General features: G+C 54.9%; 15 protein-coding genes. 9 read left to right on the forward strand and 6 right to left on the reverse strand.

What is annotated here, in order from left to right; all coding sequences use genetic code 11:
- The first annotated feature begins 18 nt into the window (after positions 1 to 18).
- Positions 19 to 2,043, forward strand: coding sequence for an ABC transporter ATP-binding protein (locus CFI03_RS04870; protein WP_248756656.1), 2,025 nt, complete (start codon positions 19 to 21; stop codon positions 2,041 to 2,043).
- A 114-nt stretch (positions 2,044 to 2,157) separates the two neighbouring features.
- Here the strand turns inward: CFI03_RS04870 and CFI03_RS04875 are convergent, their stop codons facing one another.
- Complete coding sequence (locus CFI03_RS04875; RefSeq protein WP_248756657.1) at positions 2,158 to 3,906, reverse strand: methyl-accepting chemotaxis protein; 1,749 nt, start codon at positions 3,904 to 3,906, stop codon at positions 2,158 to 2,160.
- Between the two features lie 290 nt (positions 3,907 to 4,196).
- Between CFI03_RS04875 and CFI03_RS04880 the strand changes: the two genes are divergently transcribed.
- Positions 4,197 to 5,102 (forward strand): hypothetical protein, encoded by a 906-nt coding sequence (locus CFI03_RS04880; RefSeq protein ID WP_248756658.1) that lies wholly within the window; start codon positions 4,197 to 4,199, stop codon positions 5,100 to 5,102.
- Between the two features lie 503 nt (positions 5,103 to 5,605).
- On the opposite strand, the gene CFI03_RS04885 is transcribed toward CFI03_RS04880, so the two are convergent.
- Positions 5,606 to 6,169 (reverse strand): FAD-dependent oxidoreductase, encoded by a 564-nt coding sequence (locus CFI03_RS04885; protein ID WP_248756751.1) that lies wholly within the window; start codon positions 6,167 to 6,169, stop codon positions 5,606 to 5,608.
- A 206-nt stretch (positions 6,170 to 6,375) separates the two neighbouring features.
- Here CFI03_RS04885 and CFI03_RS04890 point away from each other — a divergent pair, with 206 nt between their 5' ends.
- Both CFI03_RS04890 and CFI03_RS04895 read left to right on the forward strand, forming a co-directional pair.
- Positions 6,376 to 6,852: a MarR family winged helix-turn-helix transcriptional regulator gene (locus CFI03_RS04890; protein ID WP_248756659.1), complete on the forward strand. Its 477-nt coding sequence runs from the start codon at positions 6,376 to 6,378 to the stop codon at positions 6,850 to 6,852.
- Positions 6,849 to 10,043, forward strand: coding sequence for an MMPL family transporter (locus CFI03_RS04895; RefSeq protein ID WP_248756660.1), 3,195 nt, complete (start codon positions 6,849 to 6,851; stop codon positions 10,041 to 10,043). Before CFI03_RS04890 ends, CFI03_RS04895 begins: the two co-directional genes overlap by 4 nt.
- Positions 10,044 to 10,524: 481 nt before the next feature.
- On the opposite strand, the gene chrA is transcribed toward CFI03_RS04895, so the two are convergent.
- The 3 genes from chrA to chrS are packed head-to-tail and all read right to left on the reverse strand — an operon-like array spanning position 10,525 to position 12,204.
- On the reverse strand, positions 10,525 to 11,061 hold the full coding sequence (gene chrA, locus CFI03_RS04900; RefSeq protein ID WP_127496139.1) for a chromate efflux transporter ChrA: 537 nt from the start codon (positions 11,059 to 11,061) through the stop codon (positions 10,525 to 10,527).
- Entirely contained in the window at positions 11,061 to 11,720 is a 660-nt protein-coding gene (gene chrB / locus CFI03_RS04905) for a chromate efflux transporter ChrB (RefSeq protein WP_481857650.1), read from the reverse strand. Before chrB ends, chrA begins: the two co-directional genes overlap by 1 nt.
- 1 nt (position 11,721) lies before the next feature.
- On the reverse strand, positions 11,722 to 12,204 hold the full coding sequence (chrS, locus tag CFI03_RS04910) for a chromate efflux transcriptional regulator ChrS (RefSeq protein ID WP_248756661.1): 483 nt from the start codon (positions 12,202 to 12,204) through the stop codon (positions 11,722 to 11,724).
- A gap of 210 nt (positions 12,205 to 12,414) precedes the next feature.
- Between chrS and ggt the strand changes: the two genes are divergently transcribed.
- The 5 genes from ggt (at position 12,415) to bcp (ending at position 17,746) form a co-directional block, all read left to right on the forward strand.
- The gene (gene ggt, locus CFI03_RS04915) at positions 12,415 to 13,995 is read left to right on the forward strand and encodes a gamma-glutamyltransferase (protein ID WP_248756662.1); all 1,581 of its coding nucleotides are present in this window, start codon (positions 12,415 to 12,417) and stop codon (positions 13,993 to 13,995) included.
- Between the two features lie 33 nt (positions 13,996 to 14,028).
- Positions 14,029 to 15,216: an amidase gene (locus CFI03_RS04920; protein ID WP_248756663.1), complete on the forward strand. Its 1,188-nt coding sequence runs from the start codon at positions 14,029 to 14,031 to the stop codon at positions 15,214 to 15,216.
- A gap of 4 nt (positions 15,217 to 15,220) precedes the next feature.
- Positions 15,221 to 16,075 carry a fumarylacetoacetate hydrolase family protein gene (locus tag CFI03_RS04925; protein WP_248756664.1) on the forward strand — a complete coding sequence of 285 codons (855 nt, stop codon included), beginning with the start codon at positions 15,221 to 15,223 and terminating at the stop codon, positions 16,073 to 16,075.
- Positions 16,076 to 16,184: 109 nt separating this feature from the next.
- Complete coding sequence (locus tag CFI03_RS04930) at positions 16,185 to 17,258, forward strand: asparaginase (protein WP_248756665.1); 1,074 nt, start codon at positions 16,185 to 16,187, stop codon at positions 17,256 to 17,258.
- Between the two features lie 26 nt (positions 17,259 to 17,284).
- Entirely contained in the window at positions 17,285 to 17,746 is a 462-nt protein-coding gene (gene bcp / locus CFI03_RS04935) for a thioredoxin-dependent thiol peroxidase (RefSeq protein WP_248756666.1), read from the forward strand.
- A gap of 61 nt (positions 17,747 to 17,807) precedes the next feature.
- Here bcp and CFI03_RS04940 read toward each other — a convergent pair whose 3' ends face one another.
- Positions 17,808 to 18,191: a VOC family protein gene (locus CFI03_RS04940; RefSeq protein ID WP_248756667.1), complete on the reverse strand. Its 384-nt coding sequence runs from the start codon at positions 18,189 to 18,191 to the stop codon at positions 17,808 to 17,810.
- Positions 18,192 to 18,234: the final 43 nt, after the last annotated feature.

Raw genomic sequence — 18,234 nt, forward strand, 5'->3', positions numbered from 1 at the left:
GAGAGGCGTTTACGAACAATGGGTCAAACAGGTAAACGATTGTTTCAATACGCCATGCTTTATAAAAAACCGATCATTGGAGCGTTAGTTCTGCTCTTGCTGGCCGTATGCGCGGAGCTGGCGGGGCCGTTTATTGCAAAGCGGATGATCGATCAGAATATTCTCGGCATCGAGAAGAGCTGGTACGAGGTTGCGGCGGATGAGCCGTACGCAGTTTCTTATAAAGATAAATGGTATAAGCGCGAAGACCACTTCGCGGCCGGCGAGGCTAGAGGCGCCGAGGTGCATCTGCTTCAGGCCGGCAGAAAATTTTACTGGTATGAAGGCACCCTTCCCGCCGTGGAAGGCGTGCGCAAGGTGGCGGACGGCCAGATGACCGTCACCGACAAAACAACCGGAGAGAATGCCGCGTTCCCGGTTGCCCTGATTTCGGCTAAAGAGCTGTATCAGTTCTACAAGCCGGAAATTCCAAGCCTGATGAAGCTTGCCGGACTCTATGTCGGACTTCTTGTGCTTGGCGCGGTATTCACTTACGGACAGCGGCTCCTGCTGCAGACCTCCGCGAACCGGATTGTCCGGCGCATGCGCAATGACGTATTCGCCCATACGCAGCGGCTTCCGGTGAATTACTTCGACACGCTGGCCGCAGGCCAGGTCGTCTCCCGGATTACGAACGATACGGAGGCGATCCGAGAGCTGTATGTGGCGGTACTCGCGAACTTCTTCTCCGCGATCGTGTACATGACGGCGATCTACGGAGCGTTGTTCCTGCTGGATCCAAGACTTGCGCTGTTTGCGCTGCCGCTTGTGCCGATCCTGCTCGTCTGGATTAATCTGTACCGCCGCTTTGCGGCCCGTTACAACCGGATTATCCGGACGAAGCTGAGCGAGATTAACGCGATGATCAACGAATCCATCCAAGGGATGGCGATTATCCAGGCGTTTCGCCGTCAGAAAGAGACCTTTAAAGAATTCGACGAGCTGAACGAGCATTATTTTACGTATCAGAACAAGCTGCTGAGCTTGAACTCGATTACGTCGCATAACCTGGTCAACGTCGTCCGCAACATCATCTTCCTTATCGTCATCTGGTTCTTCTGGGGCGACTGGTTCGGCGCTGCCATCGGGGTAGGCGTACTGTACGCGTTCGTCGATCTGATGAACCGGATGTTCCAGCCGATCGTTGGTGTCGTGAACCAGTTGTCCAATCTGGAGACGGCAAGGGTATCCGCGGAGCGGGTGTTTACCCTGATGGATCAGCCGGGCGTTGAGGTTGAACCGGGCATGATGGAGCGTTACAAGGGCGAAGTGAAATTCGATAACGTTTCGTTTGCCTACAAGAAGGATGAGTATGTATTGAAAAACATCTCCTTCACCGCCCGTCAAGGCGATACGGTGGCACTCGTTGGCCATACGGGCTCCGGCAAAAGCTCGATTATGAACCTGCTGTTCCGGTTCTACGATTCCAATGAGGGCAGCATCATTATCGACGGCAAGGATGTGCTGGATATTCCGAAGCAGCATCTGCGCCAGCATATGGGCATCGTTCTGCAGGATCCGTTCCTGTTCACCGGCACCATTGCCTCGAACATCAGCCTGAACAACCCGGCGATCAGCCGGGAGCGGGTGGAGCAGGCGCTCCGCGACGTTGGCGCCTACGACATGTTCGCGCAGCTTCCGGGCGGCATCGATGCGGAAGTGATCGAGAAGGGCAGTACGCTGTCCGCCGGCCAACGCCAGCTGATTTCGTTCGCGCGGGCGCTCGCTTACGATCCCGCGATTCTGATTCTTGACGAAGCAACCGCAAGCATCGATACAGAGACAGAGGCCATCATTCAAGAAGCGCTGGATGTGCTGAAAAAGGGCCGTACGACGTTTGTTATTGCCCACCGTCTATCAACCATCCGCCAGGCGAATCAAATTCTGGTGCTGGACCGCGGCCGCATCGTCGAACGCGGCAACCACGATGAGCTGATGGACCACCGCGGTAAATATTTCGCGATGTACCAGCTGCAGCAAGGCTCGGCTGTTACCGCATCTTAATCGAAGACGGGATAGGGGAAGGGTTCTCCCCGATTCCGGTTATGAGAAAAGCACCTCCATGCAGCCGGCTGGCTTGCTGGAGGTGCTTTTTTTCTTGGCATTTGGCTTTGATTTTTATTCCGTCTTGAACGTGTCGATCGCTTTGTTCAGTTCGGATGCCAGGTTGCGAAGCTGCGCGGACGAGCTTGCCACCTCCTGCATGGAAGCGAGCTGCTCCTCGGAAGCCGCGGCTACGCGCTGGGACTGGATGGAGGATGCTTCGGCAATATGCTCCAGCTGGTCAAGCGAAGCCGCGATCTCCTCGCTGCCTGCCGACATTTGCTCGGAAGCCGCTGAAACCTCCTGGATTTGCGAGGAAACCTGGCGGATAGCTTCGTGAATGGAACGGAACGATTCGCCTGCCTGATGGGAGACGGAGCGGCCTTCGCGGGCGCCTTCGGCCGCTTTTTCCATCGAGACAACGGCTTCGCTTGTCCGGCTGCTGATGCCGCTCAGGATTTCGCTGATTTGATCCGATGACTCCTTCGAGCGTTCGGCCAGCTTGCGGATCTCTTGGGCAACAACGGCAAAGCCTTTGCCGTGCTCGCCTGCCCGGGCTGCTTCAATCGATGCGTTAAGAGCGAGCAGGTTCGTCTGCTTCGATACTTCGCCAATCATCTCGAGAATGGAACCGATCCGGCTGTTCATTTGCTGCAGCTCCTGCATGACGGTTACCGTTTCGCCGACATTTTGCTCAATCACCTGCATTTGGTTGACTGTCCGGTTAATAACCGTATCGCCGGCATTGGCAAGCTCGGAAGCGTCGGTAGCCAACTCGGATACGGAAGCGGAGGATTCCGCAATCCGCTGGATGCCGACGGTCATCTCGTTCATCGCGCGCTGGCATTCCTGGAAGCTTTGCAGCTGCGTATCCGCTCCGGCGGCAACCTCTTGAATGGCGTGAGCGACTTCTTCGGTAGCCCGCGAGGTCTGCTCGGCGCTTTCCTGCATGATGGAGGATGAGCCTGCAACCTCGCCCGCGGTAGACCGAATATGGCTGGCCAGCTGACGAAGGCTCGCGATCATTTCGTTAAAGGCATGGGAAGCCTGGCCGATCTCGTTGCCCGTAGTGACCGGTACCGTGGCGGTCAGATCGCCTTTTGCGGCAAGGGCGGCTACTTGGCTGAGACGCTTCAAAGGCCTGATCGCATATCGCACGATCACTACGATGAGGATAATGGCGATCGCATCGCAAGTAATCCCGACGTTAAGGACCTGCCACATTCTGCGGTCGAGCTCCGCTTGCACGTTGTCATAGTCGAAATCGGCTCCAAATATCGCAACCGTTTTATTGGAGTTGTCTTTGATGGCCATCAGATAGCTGACCCAAGTTCCCATTTCGTCTTTGTAGGTAGCTACTCGGGCAAAGCCGTCTTTCATCGCTTTATCGTAGCCCTTGAGAAATGCCGGTGACAGCTCGTAGGGAGTGCCCGGCGTAAGTCCAGCCTGCGTAAGAGCTCCGGTACCCTGCAGCGTGGTGAGATAAGTTTTGCCGTCTTTTTCAAGTTTGTCCGGTTGCAGAACATAGACGTTGGAGACTTGGTCGTTGGAGTTCATGGCTTCCAAAAATAGCGATAGATTGTAAAATTCCGTGGAGCCCTGCGTTTTTCCTTTATTCAGCTGCTCCTGCGCAGAGGTAATCAGGTCGATTTTGGCGCTGGTAATATTGCCAAGGGTCTTGACCGTACGGGACATTTCATCGAAATAGGCATCTTTCTGATTGTTTGTCGTCATCGATACCATTGCCCCGATAGTGGCTAGAAACAGAAGGGCGAGCACAACGGAAAGGACGAGCGCTAAACTGGTTTTTCTCTTCTTGAACATTCATTATCCCTCGTTCTTTATGTAGTTGATCGGCTGCCTGAGCAAAGATGTCTTCATCTTATAACCAACTATAACAGCCATATATTAGGTAAGTTCGCGAGGCCATGTTAGAAAAGTATTTGGCATCGGTACTTACTCTTTTTTTCGGCGCATGGGGACCCGGAGTTTAGTTCTGAGACAATTCTAATCTTTGGCAATCTGCTAATTAAGAGTGATGTTCAAAATCTGTTCATAGAAGAGAGATACAATGGAAGCGTAATTGTAAATCCTGGATGGAAAGGCGGAATGTTATGCGTAGAAGCAAAGCGATTGCGGCAAGCCTAATGGCCCTTACCCTGGCGCTTGGAGGAGGATTGGCGTACGCGGCCGGCTCCGACTCGTCTGCATCGGCTTCCTCTTCTGTGGCATCGGATCAGGCATCGTCGTCCGGAGCGCAGCAGGATAAGCACGGAAAATTTGCCGGCAAGCGCGGCGGATTTGCCCAGCTGGCGGGTCTGGAGAGCAAGCTGACGGATTATTTGAAGCTGTCTGCGGAAGAGCTTAAAACCAAGCTTGAGACGTCTACCTTGGCTGAGGTTGGAGCGGCGCAAGGGATCGGCCGCGAGGATTTGAAAGCGAAGCTGGTGGAATGGATCGACGCTGCGGCAGCGGCCGCGCCGAAGAAGGATGGTACGGCGGCAGAAGGTAATTCGGTCAAAAAGCCGGACAGCTCGGCTATTGCTGATAAGCTTCTGGATTCGAAAGGGTTTGCGGCAGCCGGGAAAGGCTTTGCGGGTAAAAGGCATGGGAATGGTGGAGCTATCGTATTTGGCGATAAGGAAGCGCTCGCCAAGCTGCTCGGATTAACGTCGACGGAGCTTAAAACGGCACTGAAGGACGGTCAGACACTTGCCGCTATTGCGGACAAGCAAGGCGTAAGCCTGCAAAGCGTGATCGACCTAGGGGTAAACGCCGTGAAGGCCAAGCTTGAGGAGGCGCTCGCGAGCGGCAAGGTTACGCAGGAGGAGTACGATGCGAAGCTGCAAGCGGTCACGGATGAGGTGACGAAGCAAGTAAACGGCGAGTGGGAAGCGCCTAAAGGCGTACGCGGCGGTTTTGGGGGCGGCGCCCACTTCGGCGGCGGTCACGGCGGCAAGCTGCAAGGCGAAGCCGGCAAACAGGCAGCGCCGGCGGCTTCAAGCTCGACCATGGCTTAATAGAAAATGCGGTACTCGTAGCCAACTGCGAGTACCGCATTTTTTTGTCCTGCTGGTGGCTTGCGAGGTGAATAGCAGAAAAAACTGTGTTGTAGCGGTTGATGAGTGGTCACGTGGGTCCAAAATAGCTCAATAAGACGGTTTTTCCGTACTACAGAGGCTGGAGTGGTGGCGTGCAGGCTGTGAAGAGCCAAATAAGAGGAAAAAACCGAGTTACAGTGGGGTTTGCACGGTCACGTGGGTCCAAAATAGCTCAATAAGTTGGTTTTTCCGTGCTACAGGGGCCGGATTGGTAGCGTGCAGGCTGCAGAGAACCAAATAAGTGGAAAAAACCGTATTGCAGTGGGAGGTGAGTGGTCACATGGGGTCGAAGCAGCGAGATAAGACGGTTTTTCCGTGCTGCAGCGACAGCCCCATAGTAGTGGCGAACGCCAACCCACCATTATGGGAGCGCACAAGAAAGGACGGAGCAGAAGCTGCTCCGTCCTTTTTTGTGCGATTATTCAGGCTTTCAATACGTCGTGGTCGACGTAACGCTCGCCGTTCAGCTCGCTGATGATGTTGATTGCCACTTTGGCGCCGTCGCCTGCGGTGATAACCGCATGAACGCTGACGCCTGCAACCGTACCTGCTGCCCATACCCCAGGGATATTGGTGCGGCCCGCCGGATCCACATCCGCCACGGTTTTGATGCGCGGCTCCGTGCCCGGTTTTGTCGCTACGCCAATATGCTGCGCCAGATCAACCAAAGCGCCGGTTGCCAGCAGCACATGCTTCGCCTCGTACGTTCCCTGGTCCGTTACAACGGACAAGCCGCCTTCGATTGGCGATACGCCCGTAACGGTCTCTTCTTTTAACTCTGCGCCAAGCCGGACGGCTTGCTTCTTGCCTGTATCCACTAGATTGGGGCCGCCAATCTCGGTAATGCCGTAATAATTCTCGAACCATGCCCGTTTGGTCATGCCTTTGTTGTTCTCGAGCAATAACGTTTGCTTGCCTGCTTTTGCCGTAAAGATTGCTGCGCTTGCACCGGCCGGACCGGCGCCAATAACGATGATATCGTACATCATTCCAGCCTCCTACGTAACATTAGTAAGTTTCACCAATATTATAAGTCCGGCCGATGGGGACAAGCAATCGCTCCAGCTTTTTCATAAAATTTTCAAATTAATGGCTGTATTTTGGTTGACCGAAGACTAATCCTTTTGATATAGTTCAACTATCGAATAGTTCAATAATGAAACTAAATAATTAAGACGAGAGGAATACACCTATGGTTATAGACAACGAAATGCTGGGGCAGATCATCCGCCGATACGAAGGGGCGCATTTTACCGTTGAACGCAGGCTGACGGCCATGTTCCGCGATTTGATGCCGGAGGATCTGACTTTTGATCAATCCTCGACGCTGCGTTATTTGCGCACTATGGGGGTGTGTACGTCTACCGAGCTTGCTGATGCCTTCTGCGTAGGCAAAAGCTCGATTACCGCCATCATTACGCGCTTGTTCGATAAACAGCTGCTGGAAAGAATGCCGGACGAGAAGGACCGCCGCGTCACGCTGCTGAGACTGACCGACGAAGGCATACGGATGGCCGATGCGGTGGAACGCAAGATCCAAGAGCTGATCGCGAAGTATTTGCAGCATTTTGACCAGCAGGAAGCACTTGCGTTTATTGAGACTTATGAGAAGCTGGCCATGGTTATGTCACAGCCGCCGGGAGATGGAGAGGAGCTAGAGAAAAAATGAAGACGGTAATCAAAGCAAGATGGATTCTGCTTGTTGTCTGGATCGCGGTAATGGTTGGGCTTATGCTAAGCGCACCCAATATGCAGGACCTTGTCCGCGAGAAAGGGCAGGTGAATGTGCCCGACGGCTATTCCTCCACAATCGCTGCTGACATGGAGAAGGCAATCGGCACGAAGGACGCCGGTGGCGGCGGTGCCTCTACGGTACTCGTTTTCCATAAGGACGGCGGATTATCGGATGATGATCTGGCCAGCATACAAGGCGGCATCAACAAGCTGAAGGAAGAAAAAGACGAGCTGCGCATCACTTCGCTGACCACGCATTTCGATACGCCGGAGCTGGCGAAGCAAATGGTGGCGGAAGACGGCTCCACCGTGCTGGCGCTCGTCAACGTGAATCTGGACGGAGCGGAGCTTGCCGAGGTTCGCGATCATTTGTACGACGCGCTTAAAGACGTCAAGATTGATCACTATTACACGGGCAACTGGCTTATTTCGGAGGACGTTGTCACAAGCTCGCAGGAAGGGCTGAAGAAAACCGAATTTATTACCGTCGGCTTTATTCTTATCATTCTGTTCGTGGTATTCCGTTCGGCGGTAGCTCCGATTGTACCGCTTCTGACGGTTGGTTTTACTTACATGGTGACGCAGTCCATCGTTGCTTTTCTCGTCAAATACATGGACTTCCCGCTCTCCAACTTTACGCAGATTTTCCTCGTTGCCGTATTGTTCGGGATCGGGACCGACTACTGCATTTTGTTGATCAGCCGGTTTAAGGAAGAGCTGTCGCACCGCGGCGGCCATATTCCGGAATCGATTGTCGCTACTTACAAAACAGCAGGCAGAACGGTGCTTTTCTCCGGCTTGGCCGTACTGGTCGGCTTTGCCTCCATTGGCTTCTCGACCTTTATTCTATACCGCTCCGCGGTGGCGGTAGCCGTCGGAATCGCCGTGCTGCTGCTGGCTTTGTTTACGATCGTGCCGTTCTTCATGGCGACGCTTGGGCCTAAGCTCTTCTGGCCTTCGAAAGGCTCGCTGGAGCATAAGCCGAGCGGCTTGTGGGGAGCGGTTGGCAGCTTCTCGCTGAAACGCCCGATCTGGGCGCTCGTTATTTTGGCGGTGCTGGTCGTGCCTTTCCTTACGGCATACAAAGGCTCCTTGTCATTTAACTCGCTCGACGAAATTGGCGATAAATATGATTCGGTCAAGGCCTTTAACATCATTGCGGACAGCTTTGGTCCAGGCGAATCACTGCCAACGACGGTTGTCATGAAATCCGATAAACCGCTGGATACCTCTGACGGACTTGCGGCGCTTGAGCAGATCAGCCGCGAGCTTGGCAAGGTTGACGGCGTAAAAACGGTCCGCAGCGCAACGCGCCCGACCGGCGATGCAATGGACGATTTCCTCGTGTCGGACCAGGTCGGTACGCTGGAGGACGGACTTGGGCAAAGCAATGACGGGCTTGGCAAAATCGGCTCCGGGCTCTCTGACGCCAGCTCCGAGCTAAGCAAAAACGGGCCAAAGCTGAACGATGCGGCGGCTGGCGCCGGCAAGCTGGTGGATGGCACCAATGCGCTGAAGAGCGGCATCGACCAGCTGGGTACCGGGCTAAAGCAGATTGAACGCGGTCTGCAGGACGGTTCGGCGGGAGCCAAGGAATTAACGGCCGGGCTGAAGCAGGCCCGGGCAAGCGCCGATCAGCTAGCGGCTGCAAGCCGGGATCTGCTGAAGGGCTACCAGCAGGCGGGCGGCGGATTAACGCAGCTTACGCAGGCTTATCAGTCGGTTGCATCCGAGCAGGCGAAGCTTGCGGACGGATTGTCGAGTTTGGAGCAAGGCATTTCGGGACTTAGCGCAACCCACCCGGAGCTCGCGGAGGATGCGGCTTACCAGCAAGCGTTAAGCTCGGTGAAGCAGCTTGGGCAGCAAGCTTCCGGTCTGAGCGGGCAGATGTCCCAGCTTAATGCCCAGCTTACCGGCGTGAGCGGCGGGCTGGACAAAGCCAACACCGGCTACAAGCAAGCCGCTGACGGGCAAGCGGCGCTTGCGGCGGGACTCGCCAAGCTGGCAAACGGCATTTCCGATCTGCAAAAAGGAATTGAGCAGGCGGCGAACGGCCAAGGCCGGATCGTCTCGAAGCTGCCTGGCGTTACGCAAGGTCTGGATCAGCTGTCGAATGGGCAGAAGGAGCTGCAATCCGGCTTTACGGAGCTGAACAGCCAGCTTGGTCAACTGACGGATGGACTGGATCAAAGCGTCGACGGCTTGACGCAAGTGACGGACGGACTGTCTTCGGCGAAAGGGTATTTGAATGAACTGTCTTCCTCGCCGAACAAGCAGATGACGGGCTGGTTCATTCCGGCTGAAGCGATTAAGAATGACGACTTCCAGCAAGCGCTGAACGTTTATTTGTCCGAAGACCGCAAATCGGCGAAGTTTGACGTCGTCTTCAGCGGCAACCCGTACGAAGAGGAAACGATGTCGCGGATTGATGATCTGGAGGCGGCCGTAGGACGCGGCTTGCAGGGAACTCCTTATGACGGTCATGTCACTTACGCGGTTGGCGGCGTCTCCAGCATGAACAACGATCTGAGCAATATTTCGAATGCGGACTATTCCCGTACGGTTATGCTCATGATTATCGGCATCGCGATTATTCTTATTATCTTGTTCCGTTCCTTCATCATGCCGCTGTATATGATTGCTTCGCTGCTCGTGACGTTCTACACGTCGATGGCAATCACCGAGGTCATCTTCGTCCGCATGCTGGGGCATACCGGCATCAGCTGGGCGGTTCCGTTCTTCGGCTTCGTTATGCTCGTGGCGCTGGGTATCGACTACAGCATCTTCCTGATGGACCGCTTCAAGGAGTACCGCGATCAGCTTTCGGAGGCCGAAGCGATTCTGGCGGCGATGAAAAACATGGGCACCGTCATTATGTCGGCAGCCGTTATTCTGGGCGGTACCTTTGCGGCGATGCTTCCTTCGGGGGTTATGTCGCTCCTCCAGATCGCCACAATCGTGCTCTGCGGCTTGTTCCTTTACGCGCTGGTGATGCTGCCTCTGTTCATTCCGGTTATGGTGCGGATGTTCGGCAAAGCGAATTACTGGCCGTTTATGAAAGAGGATGGTGAGCGGGGTGTTCCTCTGAGAGGGCAAGAGGTTCATACGCATTCTAAAGATATGTAAAAAAAGCGGCTGCTCCGGGGATAACCCTGGCACAGCCGCTTTTTCTATAGGGGAAGGCTTCTTCTGCTGTCTAACATTTCAACATAGAAGAAGGCGCGTCGCTGTCAGTAACTAGTTCGTTACTTTACGTTGGAAATTATCGATCTGTTTACCCTTGGAAGTTGCTTGCGTTAGAGTTTAACGCACCTGCTGCCGCTGCTCGGTACATTCATGGTACGGAATACAACATATTGACCTTGTGAGCCCAGTAATCGGTAATATCCTGCACGGAATGCAGCATAATAGCCCAAATGAGTCTATTATGACGTAAATCGTTGAAATATCCTGCACTTCATGCAATATAATGCGTTAGACCATCCGATATTGGGCAAATATACTGCTTTTCGAGCAGGGGGAGTTCGGCTGACCACAGCCAGGCCAGCCATCAACAGGAACCCTTCCATCGTCCAAATGACGCATGAGAGGGTTCCTGTTCCTCCTCTTAGATATGCGCGAGCACCGTACCGCCGTAAACAAAGGCGATGCAGATGACGATGGCGGGATGGATCTTTTTGCGCTCCATCAGCCAGTAAGCCACGGCCGCAATGCCAAGCGTCTGCCACAGGTTGGTGGAATGGATCGACGTATCGACCATCTGCCAGGTGAGCAGCACCATCATGATGGCGACAACCGGTTGAACAAGCAGCGTCATTCCTTTCACAATCGGGGACTGACGGTGCTTCTGCAGCAGCTTAAGCAGGAAAATCAGCGCGACGGCGGAAGGGATGATCGTAGCCGCAAGCGCAAGCACGAGGCCGGGCCAGCCGGCAACGTCATAGCCGATAAACGCGGCGATCTTGGTCGCGATTGGTCCGGGCAAGGCGTTGCCCAGTGCAAGAATATTCGAGAATTCGGCGTCGTTCGTCCAGCCGTAGTGCGTAACGATCTGGTTATACATCAGCGGGATAGAAGCAGGACCGCCGCCATACCCAAGGACGTTGGCAACGAAGAAGCCGATAATAAGGTCGAGCCAGTCCATTATTCCTCGCCTCCCTCAGAGCGTACGCGCCGTTTGCTTTTCCACTTGGCAACCCAGCCCGCCGCTTTGAAATGGACCGCTCCGTACGCAAGAAAAGCGACGATAACGATCGCATCTTCAATATTAATAACTTGCAGAAGGAGAAAGGCGACGATAAACATGGCGAAGCCCATCCATTTGCCTAGTCCTTTGACGGCACGGTTCGCGAATTCGTAAGCCATAACGCCAAGCATAACGGCAATGACCGGAATAACGGCGGAGATCATTCCTTGAATGACAGTCGAATCGCTTAGATACTGCACCACCGACAGCAGCGCAATCATGGCGATGGCCGAAGGCAGGATGTGGGCTAGAACGGAGACTACTGCGCCAAGCCAGCCCTTGCGTCGGTAGCCGAGGTAGGCGGCCATTTTGGTGGCGATAGGTCCCGGGAGGGCGTTAGCCAGCGCCAAAATCTCGGCGAATTCATCATCATCGATCCAATGATAGCGGGTAACGGCTTCATAACGGATAAGCGGAATAACCGACGGTCCGCCGCCATAGCCTAATACACCGGTTTTGACCATGGCCCATACGATATGGCCGTAGTCGGTTAAGCCGGAAGGTCTTCCGGTCTGAGGCGGGTTTGTTCCCGGCTCCAAAGACGTTGTTGTTTCCATATTACAGCCTCATTCCCATCCGACTTTTGTATCGGTTAATCAGCACCTGGCAGTCGACGCCCATAATGCCGGGCAGCGGGTACAGCTTCTCCCGCATAAAGGTCTCCATTTCCTGATTGCTCGTAAACAGTCCGTGCATATGCAGCTTGCTAGGGCCCGTCATATGATAAAGGCTGGTCACAACCGGTTCGTCGGCTAAAAGGTCCGCAGCTTCATGAAGATACTTGGGCTCTACCTCCACGTTAAAAAAAGCGCTGACCGTAATGCCGATTTTCTCCGGATTAATAACGGCGGTGAACCGCTCGATGACGCCCTCTTCCATTAACGTATTGATGCGGGCCTGCACGGCAACGCGGGATAAGCCGATGTCTTTGGCCAGGTCGGTGTAAGAAATTCTGCCGTTCTGATGCAGGGCAGAAATGATTTTGCGATCGATCTCGTCGATCTGAACGTTCTCGATTGGACTTGAAGTGCGGTGCTGCATGTTTAGTCTAGCTCCTCTCTATAGCTCCTGTATATGCAAAAGGTATGTAAAATCGAAAGATTCATTACCATATGCATAAATATATAGCGTTTTTTGTTCATCATCAACAAAAAATGCAGGGTAGGCTTTCTTTTTTGTTGCCGGTGGCATGGGAGCGTGTTATGTTGAATCTATAATGTTAATAAACCTGACTTACGAGGTGGCATGGGGATGAAGAAGCCGGTTACGGGTACAAAAGCGATGGTTGTTAGTCCGCATCACTTGGCAACGGCGGCAGGCGCCCGCGTATTGGAGCGGGGAGGCAATGCGTTTGACGCGGCGGTTGCGGTCAGCGCTTGTCTGGCGGTTGTTTATCCGCATATGACGGGCGTTGGGGGAGATGCTTTTTATCTTTCTTATCACGCTTCGGACGGGGAAGTGCGGGCTTACAATGCAAGCGGCCGGTCGGGAGCTGAGGCAGCCATTGAAGCTTTTGCCGATGTGGAATCCATTCCGACAAGAGGACCGCGAAGCGCCATTACGGTGCCCGGCATGGTTGACGGCTGGTATGCGGTGCAGAACCGGTACGGCCGCTTAACGTTTGCGGAAGTGCTGGAGCCGGCAATATCGTATGCGTCGGAAGGCTTCCCGATGTCGCCCGATCAATATGAACACACCAAGCAGCATGCCGCTATGCTGGGGGAGCAGCCAACTACGGCGGAGATCTATATGCCCGGCGGGCGCGCCATTCCGGCTGGAGAAAGGTTTGTCCAGTCGAAGCTTGCGGCAACCTTAAGCACCATCGCGGAAAAAGGAAGGGACGGCTTTTACCGCGGAGAGGTGGCTGAAGAGATTGCCCGTTTCCTGCAGGCGGAAGGCGGGCTGCTGACGGAGGAGGATTTCGCCGCGCATGGCGGCGAATGGGTGGAGCCCATCCGCGGCTCCTACCGCGGTTACGATATTTATCAGGTGCCGCCGAATTCGCAGGGGTTCACCGGCATTATGGCTTTGCAAATCCTGGAGCAGTTTGATCTGGCGTCAATGGGGCACGGCTCCTATGAGTATTATCATGTGCTGACGGAGGCGCTGAAGCAGAGCTTCCGCGACCGCAACCGGTATTTGACGGATCCCGCCTTCTCGGCCGTTCCGCTTGACCGGCTGCTCGGCAAGGAATACGCGGCAGAGCTTGCGGCTTCGATTAAAAAGGATGCTGCCGCAGACATCAACAGCCAGCCGGTCGGCAGCGATACCGCTTATGCGGCCGTTGTGGACGAGGACGGCAACGCGGTTTCTTTTATCCAAAGCTTATACTTTGAATTTGGCTCCGGTGTTGTCGCGGGTAATACGGGAGTGCTGCTGCAGAACCGCGGTTCGTTCTTCTCGCTTGACCCGAACCATATTAACAGGCTGGAGCCGCGCAAGCGGACCTTCCATACGCTGATGCCGGCAATGGCTTGCTTGAACGGCAAGCCGGGCTTCTTGTACGGTACGCAAGGCGGGGAAGGACAGCCGCAGACCCAGACGCTGATGCTGACGCGCATGATCGATTTTGGCATGAATCCTCAGCAGGCGGTCAGCGAGCCGCGTTTTGTATGGGGACGTACTTGGGGAGCGCCTACGCAGGAGTTGAAGCTGGAAGGACGGATTTCGGAAGAGACGGCCGAGAGGCTGGAGAAGGCGGGACATCTTGTCCGCAGACTGCCTGATTTCGATGGGATAATGGGGCATGCTCATGCCATTGCGATAAATAAGGACGGCCTGCTTAGCGGAGGCGCCGACCCGCGCTGCGACGGTTCGGCCATCGGCTGGTAGGCGGATCGAAAAAAAAGAGGGAGGGATTATTCCATGATCGATACGTACAACGCGTTTGTACAGCCGGAGCTAGAGCTGCCGCCGGTTGGAGAAGGACCGCTTGGCGGCCTGACATTTGCGGTAAAGGATGTATTTGCGATAAAAGGGTACACGAGCGGGGCCGGCAATCCGGATTGGCTGCGTACGCATTCGCCTTGGGAGAAGACGGCCTCCTCGATCAGCAAGCTGCTGGCATCGGGCGCGCGCCTCACCGGCACAACCCATACGGATGAATTGATGTACAGCATTAACGGACAAAACGAACATTACGGCACGCCGGTTAATCCGAAGGCCCCGGACCGGATTCCGGGCGGCTCGTCCAGCGGCTCGGCGGTGGCGGTGGCAGCGGGTGCCGTCGACTTTGCGCTTGGCACGGATACGGGCGGCTCGGTCCGCGTGCCCGCCGCTTATTGCGGGATTTACGGATTCCGGCCGACGCATGACTTTGTTTCCATAGACGGGGTTATTCCGCTTGCTCCAAGCTACGATACCGTCGGCTGGATGGCAAGAGACATCTCTCTGCTGCGCCAAGTAAGCGAGGTCTTGTTAGCCGGGGCTGCCGATGAGGAAACGCCTCGGCAGGATTTGCGCAGACTGATCTTTGCCGAGGAAGCGTGGGAGAAGGCGGAGCCTTCCTGCCGCAAGGCGCTGGAGAGCGCCTGCATACAGCTTGTACAGACAGAAGGCATGACGCAGGAGTGGCGATCGGTCGCGCCGGAAGGTCTGGAAGCCTGGAGCCATGCGTTCCGCACGACGCAAGGTAGGGAAATCTGGCAGACGCATGGCGAATGGATTGTGAAGGAGAAGCCGGTGTTTGGCGAAAGCATTGGCGCGAGATTTGCTTCGGCAAGCGCGATAACGGGCGCCGAAGCCGAGAGGGACGGAGCGTTGCGGGAGATAATCCGGAAACGGCTGCGCGAGCTGCTTGGCGACGATGGCCTACTCATCATTCCAACCATCCCGGGTACGGCGCCAAGCCGGACCATTCATGGGCCTGCCGTTGAAGAACGACGGTTCCGCACGATGCAGCTGTCCTGCATTGCGGGGCTGTCGGGGCTTCCGCAGGTAACGATTCCGGCGGGCGAGGTTGACGGCGCGCCAATCGCGCTGTCGGTTATAGCGGGCGCGAAGCAGGACCTTAAGCTGCTGCGCTGGGCGGAACGATTCGAGAAGGGGCGGTAGGACGATGAAGCTGGCAACGATTGTGCATGACGGTGTAGAGCAGGGCAGCATAGCTGTGCCGGGAGGATATGTAACGCTGGCGGAGCTTAATCGCGTCACGGGTTCAGATTGGCAGAAGGATGTATTTAGCTTGATCACAAGCGGCCAGCTGGCGGAGCTAACGGCCTGGTATAACGAAGGCGGTCAAGAGAAGTTAGCTTCACTGCCAGTCATTTCGGCCTTGGAAGCAAGCCCCGCGCCGCTTTACCGCCATCCCCGCAAAATATGGGGAATCGGCATGAATTACACCGCGGATGCGAGTCAGCTTGCTGTCCTTCGCGAAGAAGAGCCCGTCAGCTTTATGAAGCCGGATACGTCCATAATCGGCGACGGCGAGGTTATTGTGCTGCCTGCCCAATCCGAGCGGGTAACCGCCGAAGCGGAGCTGGCGATTGTTATCGGCCGGACATGCCGGAACGTATCGGAAGACGAAGCGCTGCATGCCATTGCTGGTATAGCTTCGGCGATCGATACGACGGCGGCAGATATTCACGCCCGGCATATGCGGTATTTGACCCGGGCGAAAAGCTTTGATACGTTCTTCACCTTTGGCTCCGAGCTGATCACGCCGGATGAAGCGGGAGAGCTGAAGGAGCTTCAGGTGGAGACGTGGCATAACGGCGGGCTGGCGCATGCCGCCAAGCTGGCGAATATGATTTTTCCGCCTGCTTATCTGATTGCCTTCCACTCGCAGGTGATGACGCTGCTGCCGGGAGACGTTATCCTGACCGGTACGCCGGGTGCGGCCGTCATTCGGGGCGGCGATGTCGTCGAATGCCGAATCAACGGTCTATCGCCGCTGCGGAGCGGGGTTCGCTAATCGTTTGCTTGCAAGCTTCAAGTCCGGTTTAGTATGATTTAGGGTGCATATGGGGACGAATGAGTACAAGAACCATATGCCAATTGCTGAAACGGAGAGGGAGTTACAGATGAGCCAAATACTTGTGATGTTCACCGGAGGAACAATCGGCAGCAAGAACGACAACGGCGCGATTTCGGTGAATGAAGCAGGCTCCTACCATTTGATTGATGCTTACATGGCGAGCGCGCTGAAGCGGGATGCAGATCTTGAAACGGTTCAACCGATGAATATATTGAGCGAAAATATCGTGCCGTCGGACTGGAATACATTGATTGCGGCCATCCGAGCTGTTGATCAATCCAAGTACGACGGTATTATTGTGACGCATGGCTCGGATACGCTGGCCTTTTCGGCGGCGCTTCTCAGCTTTGTTTTATGCGACCTGACGATTCCGCTGGTCCTTGTAGCCAGCAATTATCCGCTTGGCGACAAGCGGGCGAACGGTCTGAGCAACTTTGCGGCAGCAGTGGACTTTATTTCGGAGGATGCGGCGCCGGGCGTATTCGTCATTTACCGCAATGATAAAGGGGAATCGGTCGTTTATCTCGGCAGCCGCATTACGCAATGCGAGTCGTTCACCGACCAGTTCGACAGCCCTTACAGCGTGCCTTACGGCACCATGACAGGCGGAAGACTGGTCCGTTACGACCATCCGTTTAACCCCGCTCACGATGAGCTCCGCACGCGTCAGCCGGAGAGCAGTCCGTGGCTGGAAGACGGCGAAGGCATCCAGTCCGGCATGCTGTATATCCGTCCTTTTCCGGGGCTGAATTATTCGTATTACGATTTCTCCGTGCATAAGCCAAAAGCCGTGCTGCATGACCTGTTCCACTCCGGAACGGCGAATGCAAGCGGGGCGGATTCCCATTCTCTCTTGCAGTTTGCCGGATATTGCGCGGAGCAAGGGGTTGACCTGTATCTATGTCCGCTCAAGGACAGCAGCGAAGCGATGTATGCTTCGTCTATTCTTCTGAAGGAAGCGGGAGCGGTCTTTATCGAGAACATGTCCGTCGAAGCCGCGCTTATGAAGCTGACTTTGGCATACTCGCTGCCGCTTGGCAAAGAAGAGATTCAAGCCTTCGTTATGGAGCAGCCGCTGTTCTACGAATTTGTGGCTAATCGTGGTAAACTGAGCGTATAAAACGTTTTGAGGAGAGGTGTTCATTTATGGCGCAAGCGCAAGTAGGACAAGCTGTACCGGATTTCACCCTGCCGGCTTCTACGGGCAACAATATCTCGCTGTCCGACTACAAGGGCAAAAAGCTGGTCATTTATTTCTATCCGAAGGATAATACGCCGGGCTGCACGGTGGAGTCCTGCGATTTCCGCGATTACAACGGGCAGTTCAAATCGTATAATACGGAGGTTATCGGCATCAGCCCGGATGACCTTGCGTCGCATGACACCTTCATTAACGACTTCCAGCTCCCTTTCCCGCTGCTGGCCGATACGGAGCATGAAGTTTCCGAGCTGTTTGGCGTATGGAAGGAGCGTTCCTGGAACGGCGAAACGTTCATGGGGATCGAGCGCTCGACGTTCCTAATCGACGAGAACGGCGTACTGGCGCGCGAATGGCGCAGCGTATCGGTAGACGGCCACGTTCTTGAAGTGCTCGAAGCGGTAAAATAAGCAAAGACGAAAAAAGCCTCCAAATCCGCAAACGGTGGAAATGGAGGCTTCTTTTTATGTATTAACGCTGGAAAAATTCGATTCGTTCGCCTTCCGGACCGCTGATGAAGAAGTAACGGTAGCCGTTAGGCAGCGTTGTAATGTCCTCGTCGATAAACGTTACGCTTGTCTCTTTCAAACGCGCGAATTCCGCATCCACATCGTCCACATGAATCGCGAAGTGGTGAACGCGGCCTTCAACGGGCAGCTCGCCGTTATAATGCTGAATTAATTCAATCTCCGTCTCGTCGGAATCCCCGAAGCCAAGGAAAGCCAGTTCAATAACGCCATTCGTATGAGTCAGACGGCCTTTCAGGGTCAGTCCCACAAACTCCTCGTAGAAGCAGATGGTTGCCTCCATATCCCTTACCATGATTCCAACGTGATCGACGCGTTTGCGTGCCATTTGCATTGCTCCTTCTCCTCTAGGTTGACCCCATCATAGGCAT

The organism is Paenibacillus sp. ATY16, assembly GCF_003399985.2.
In the GTDB taxonomy this organism is placed as follows: Bacteria; Bacillota; Bacilli; order Paenibacillales; family Paenibacillaceae; genus Pristimantibacillus; species Pristimantibacillus glycanilyticus.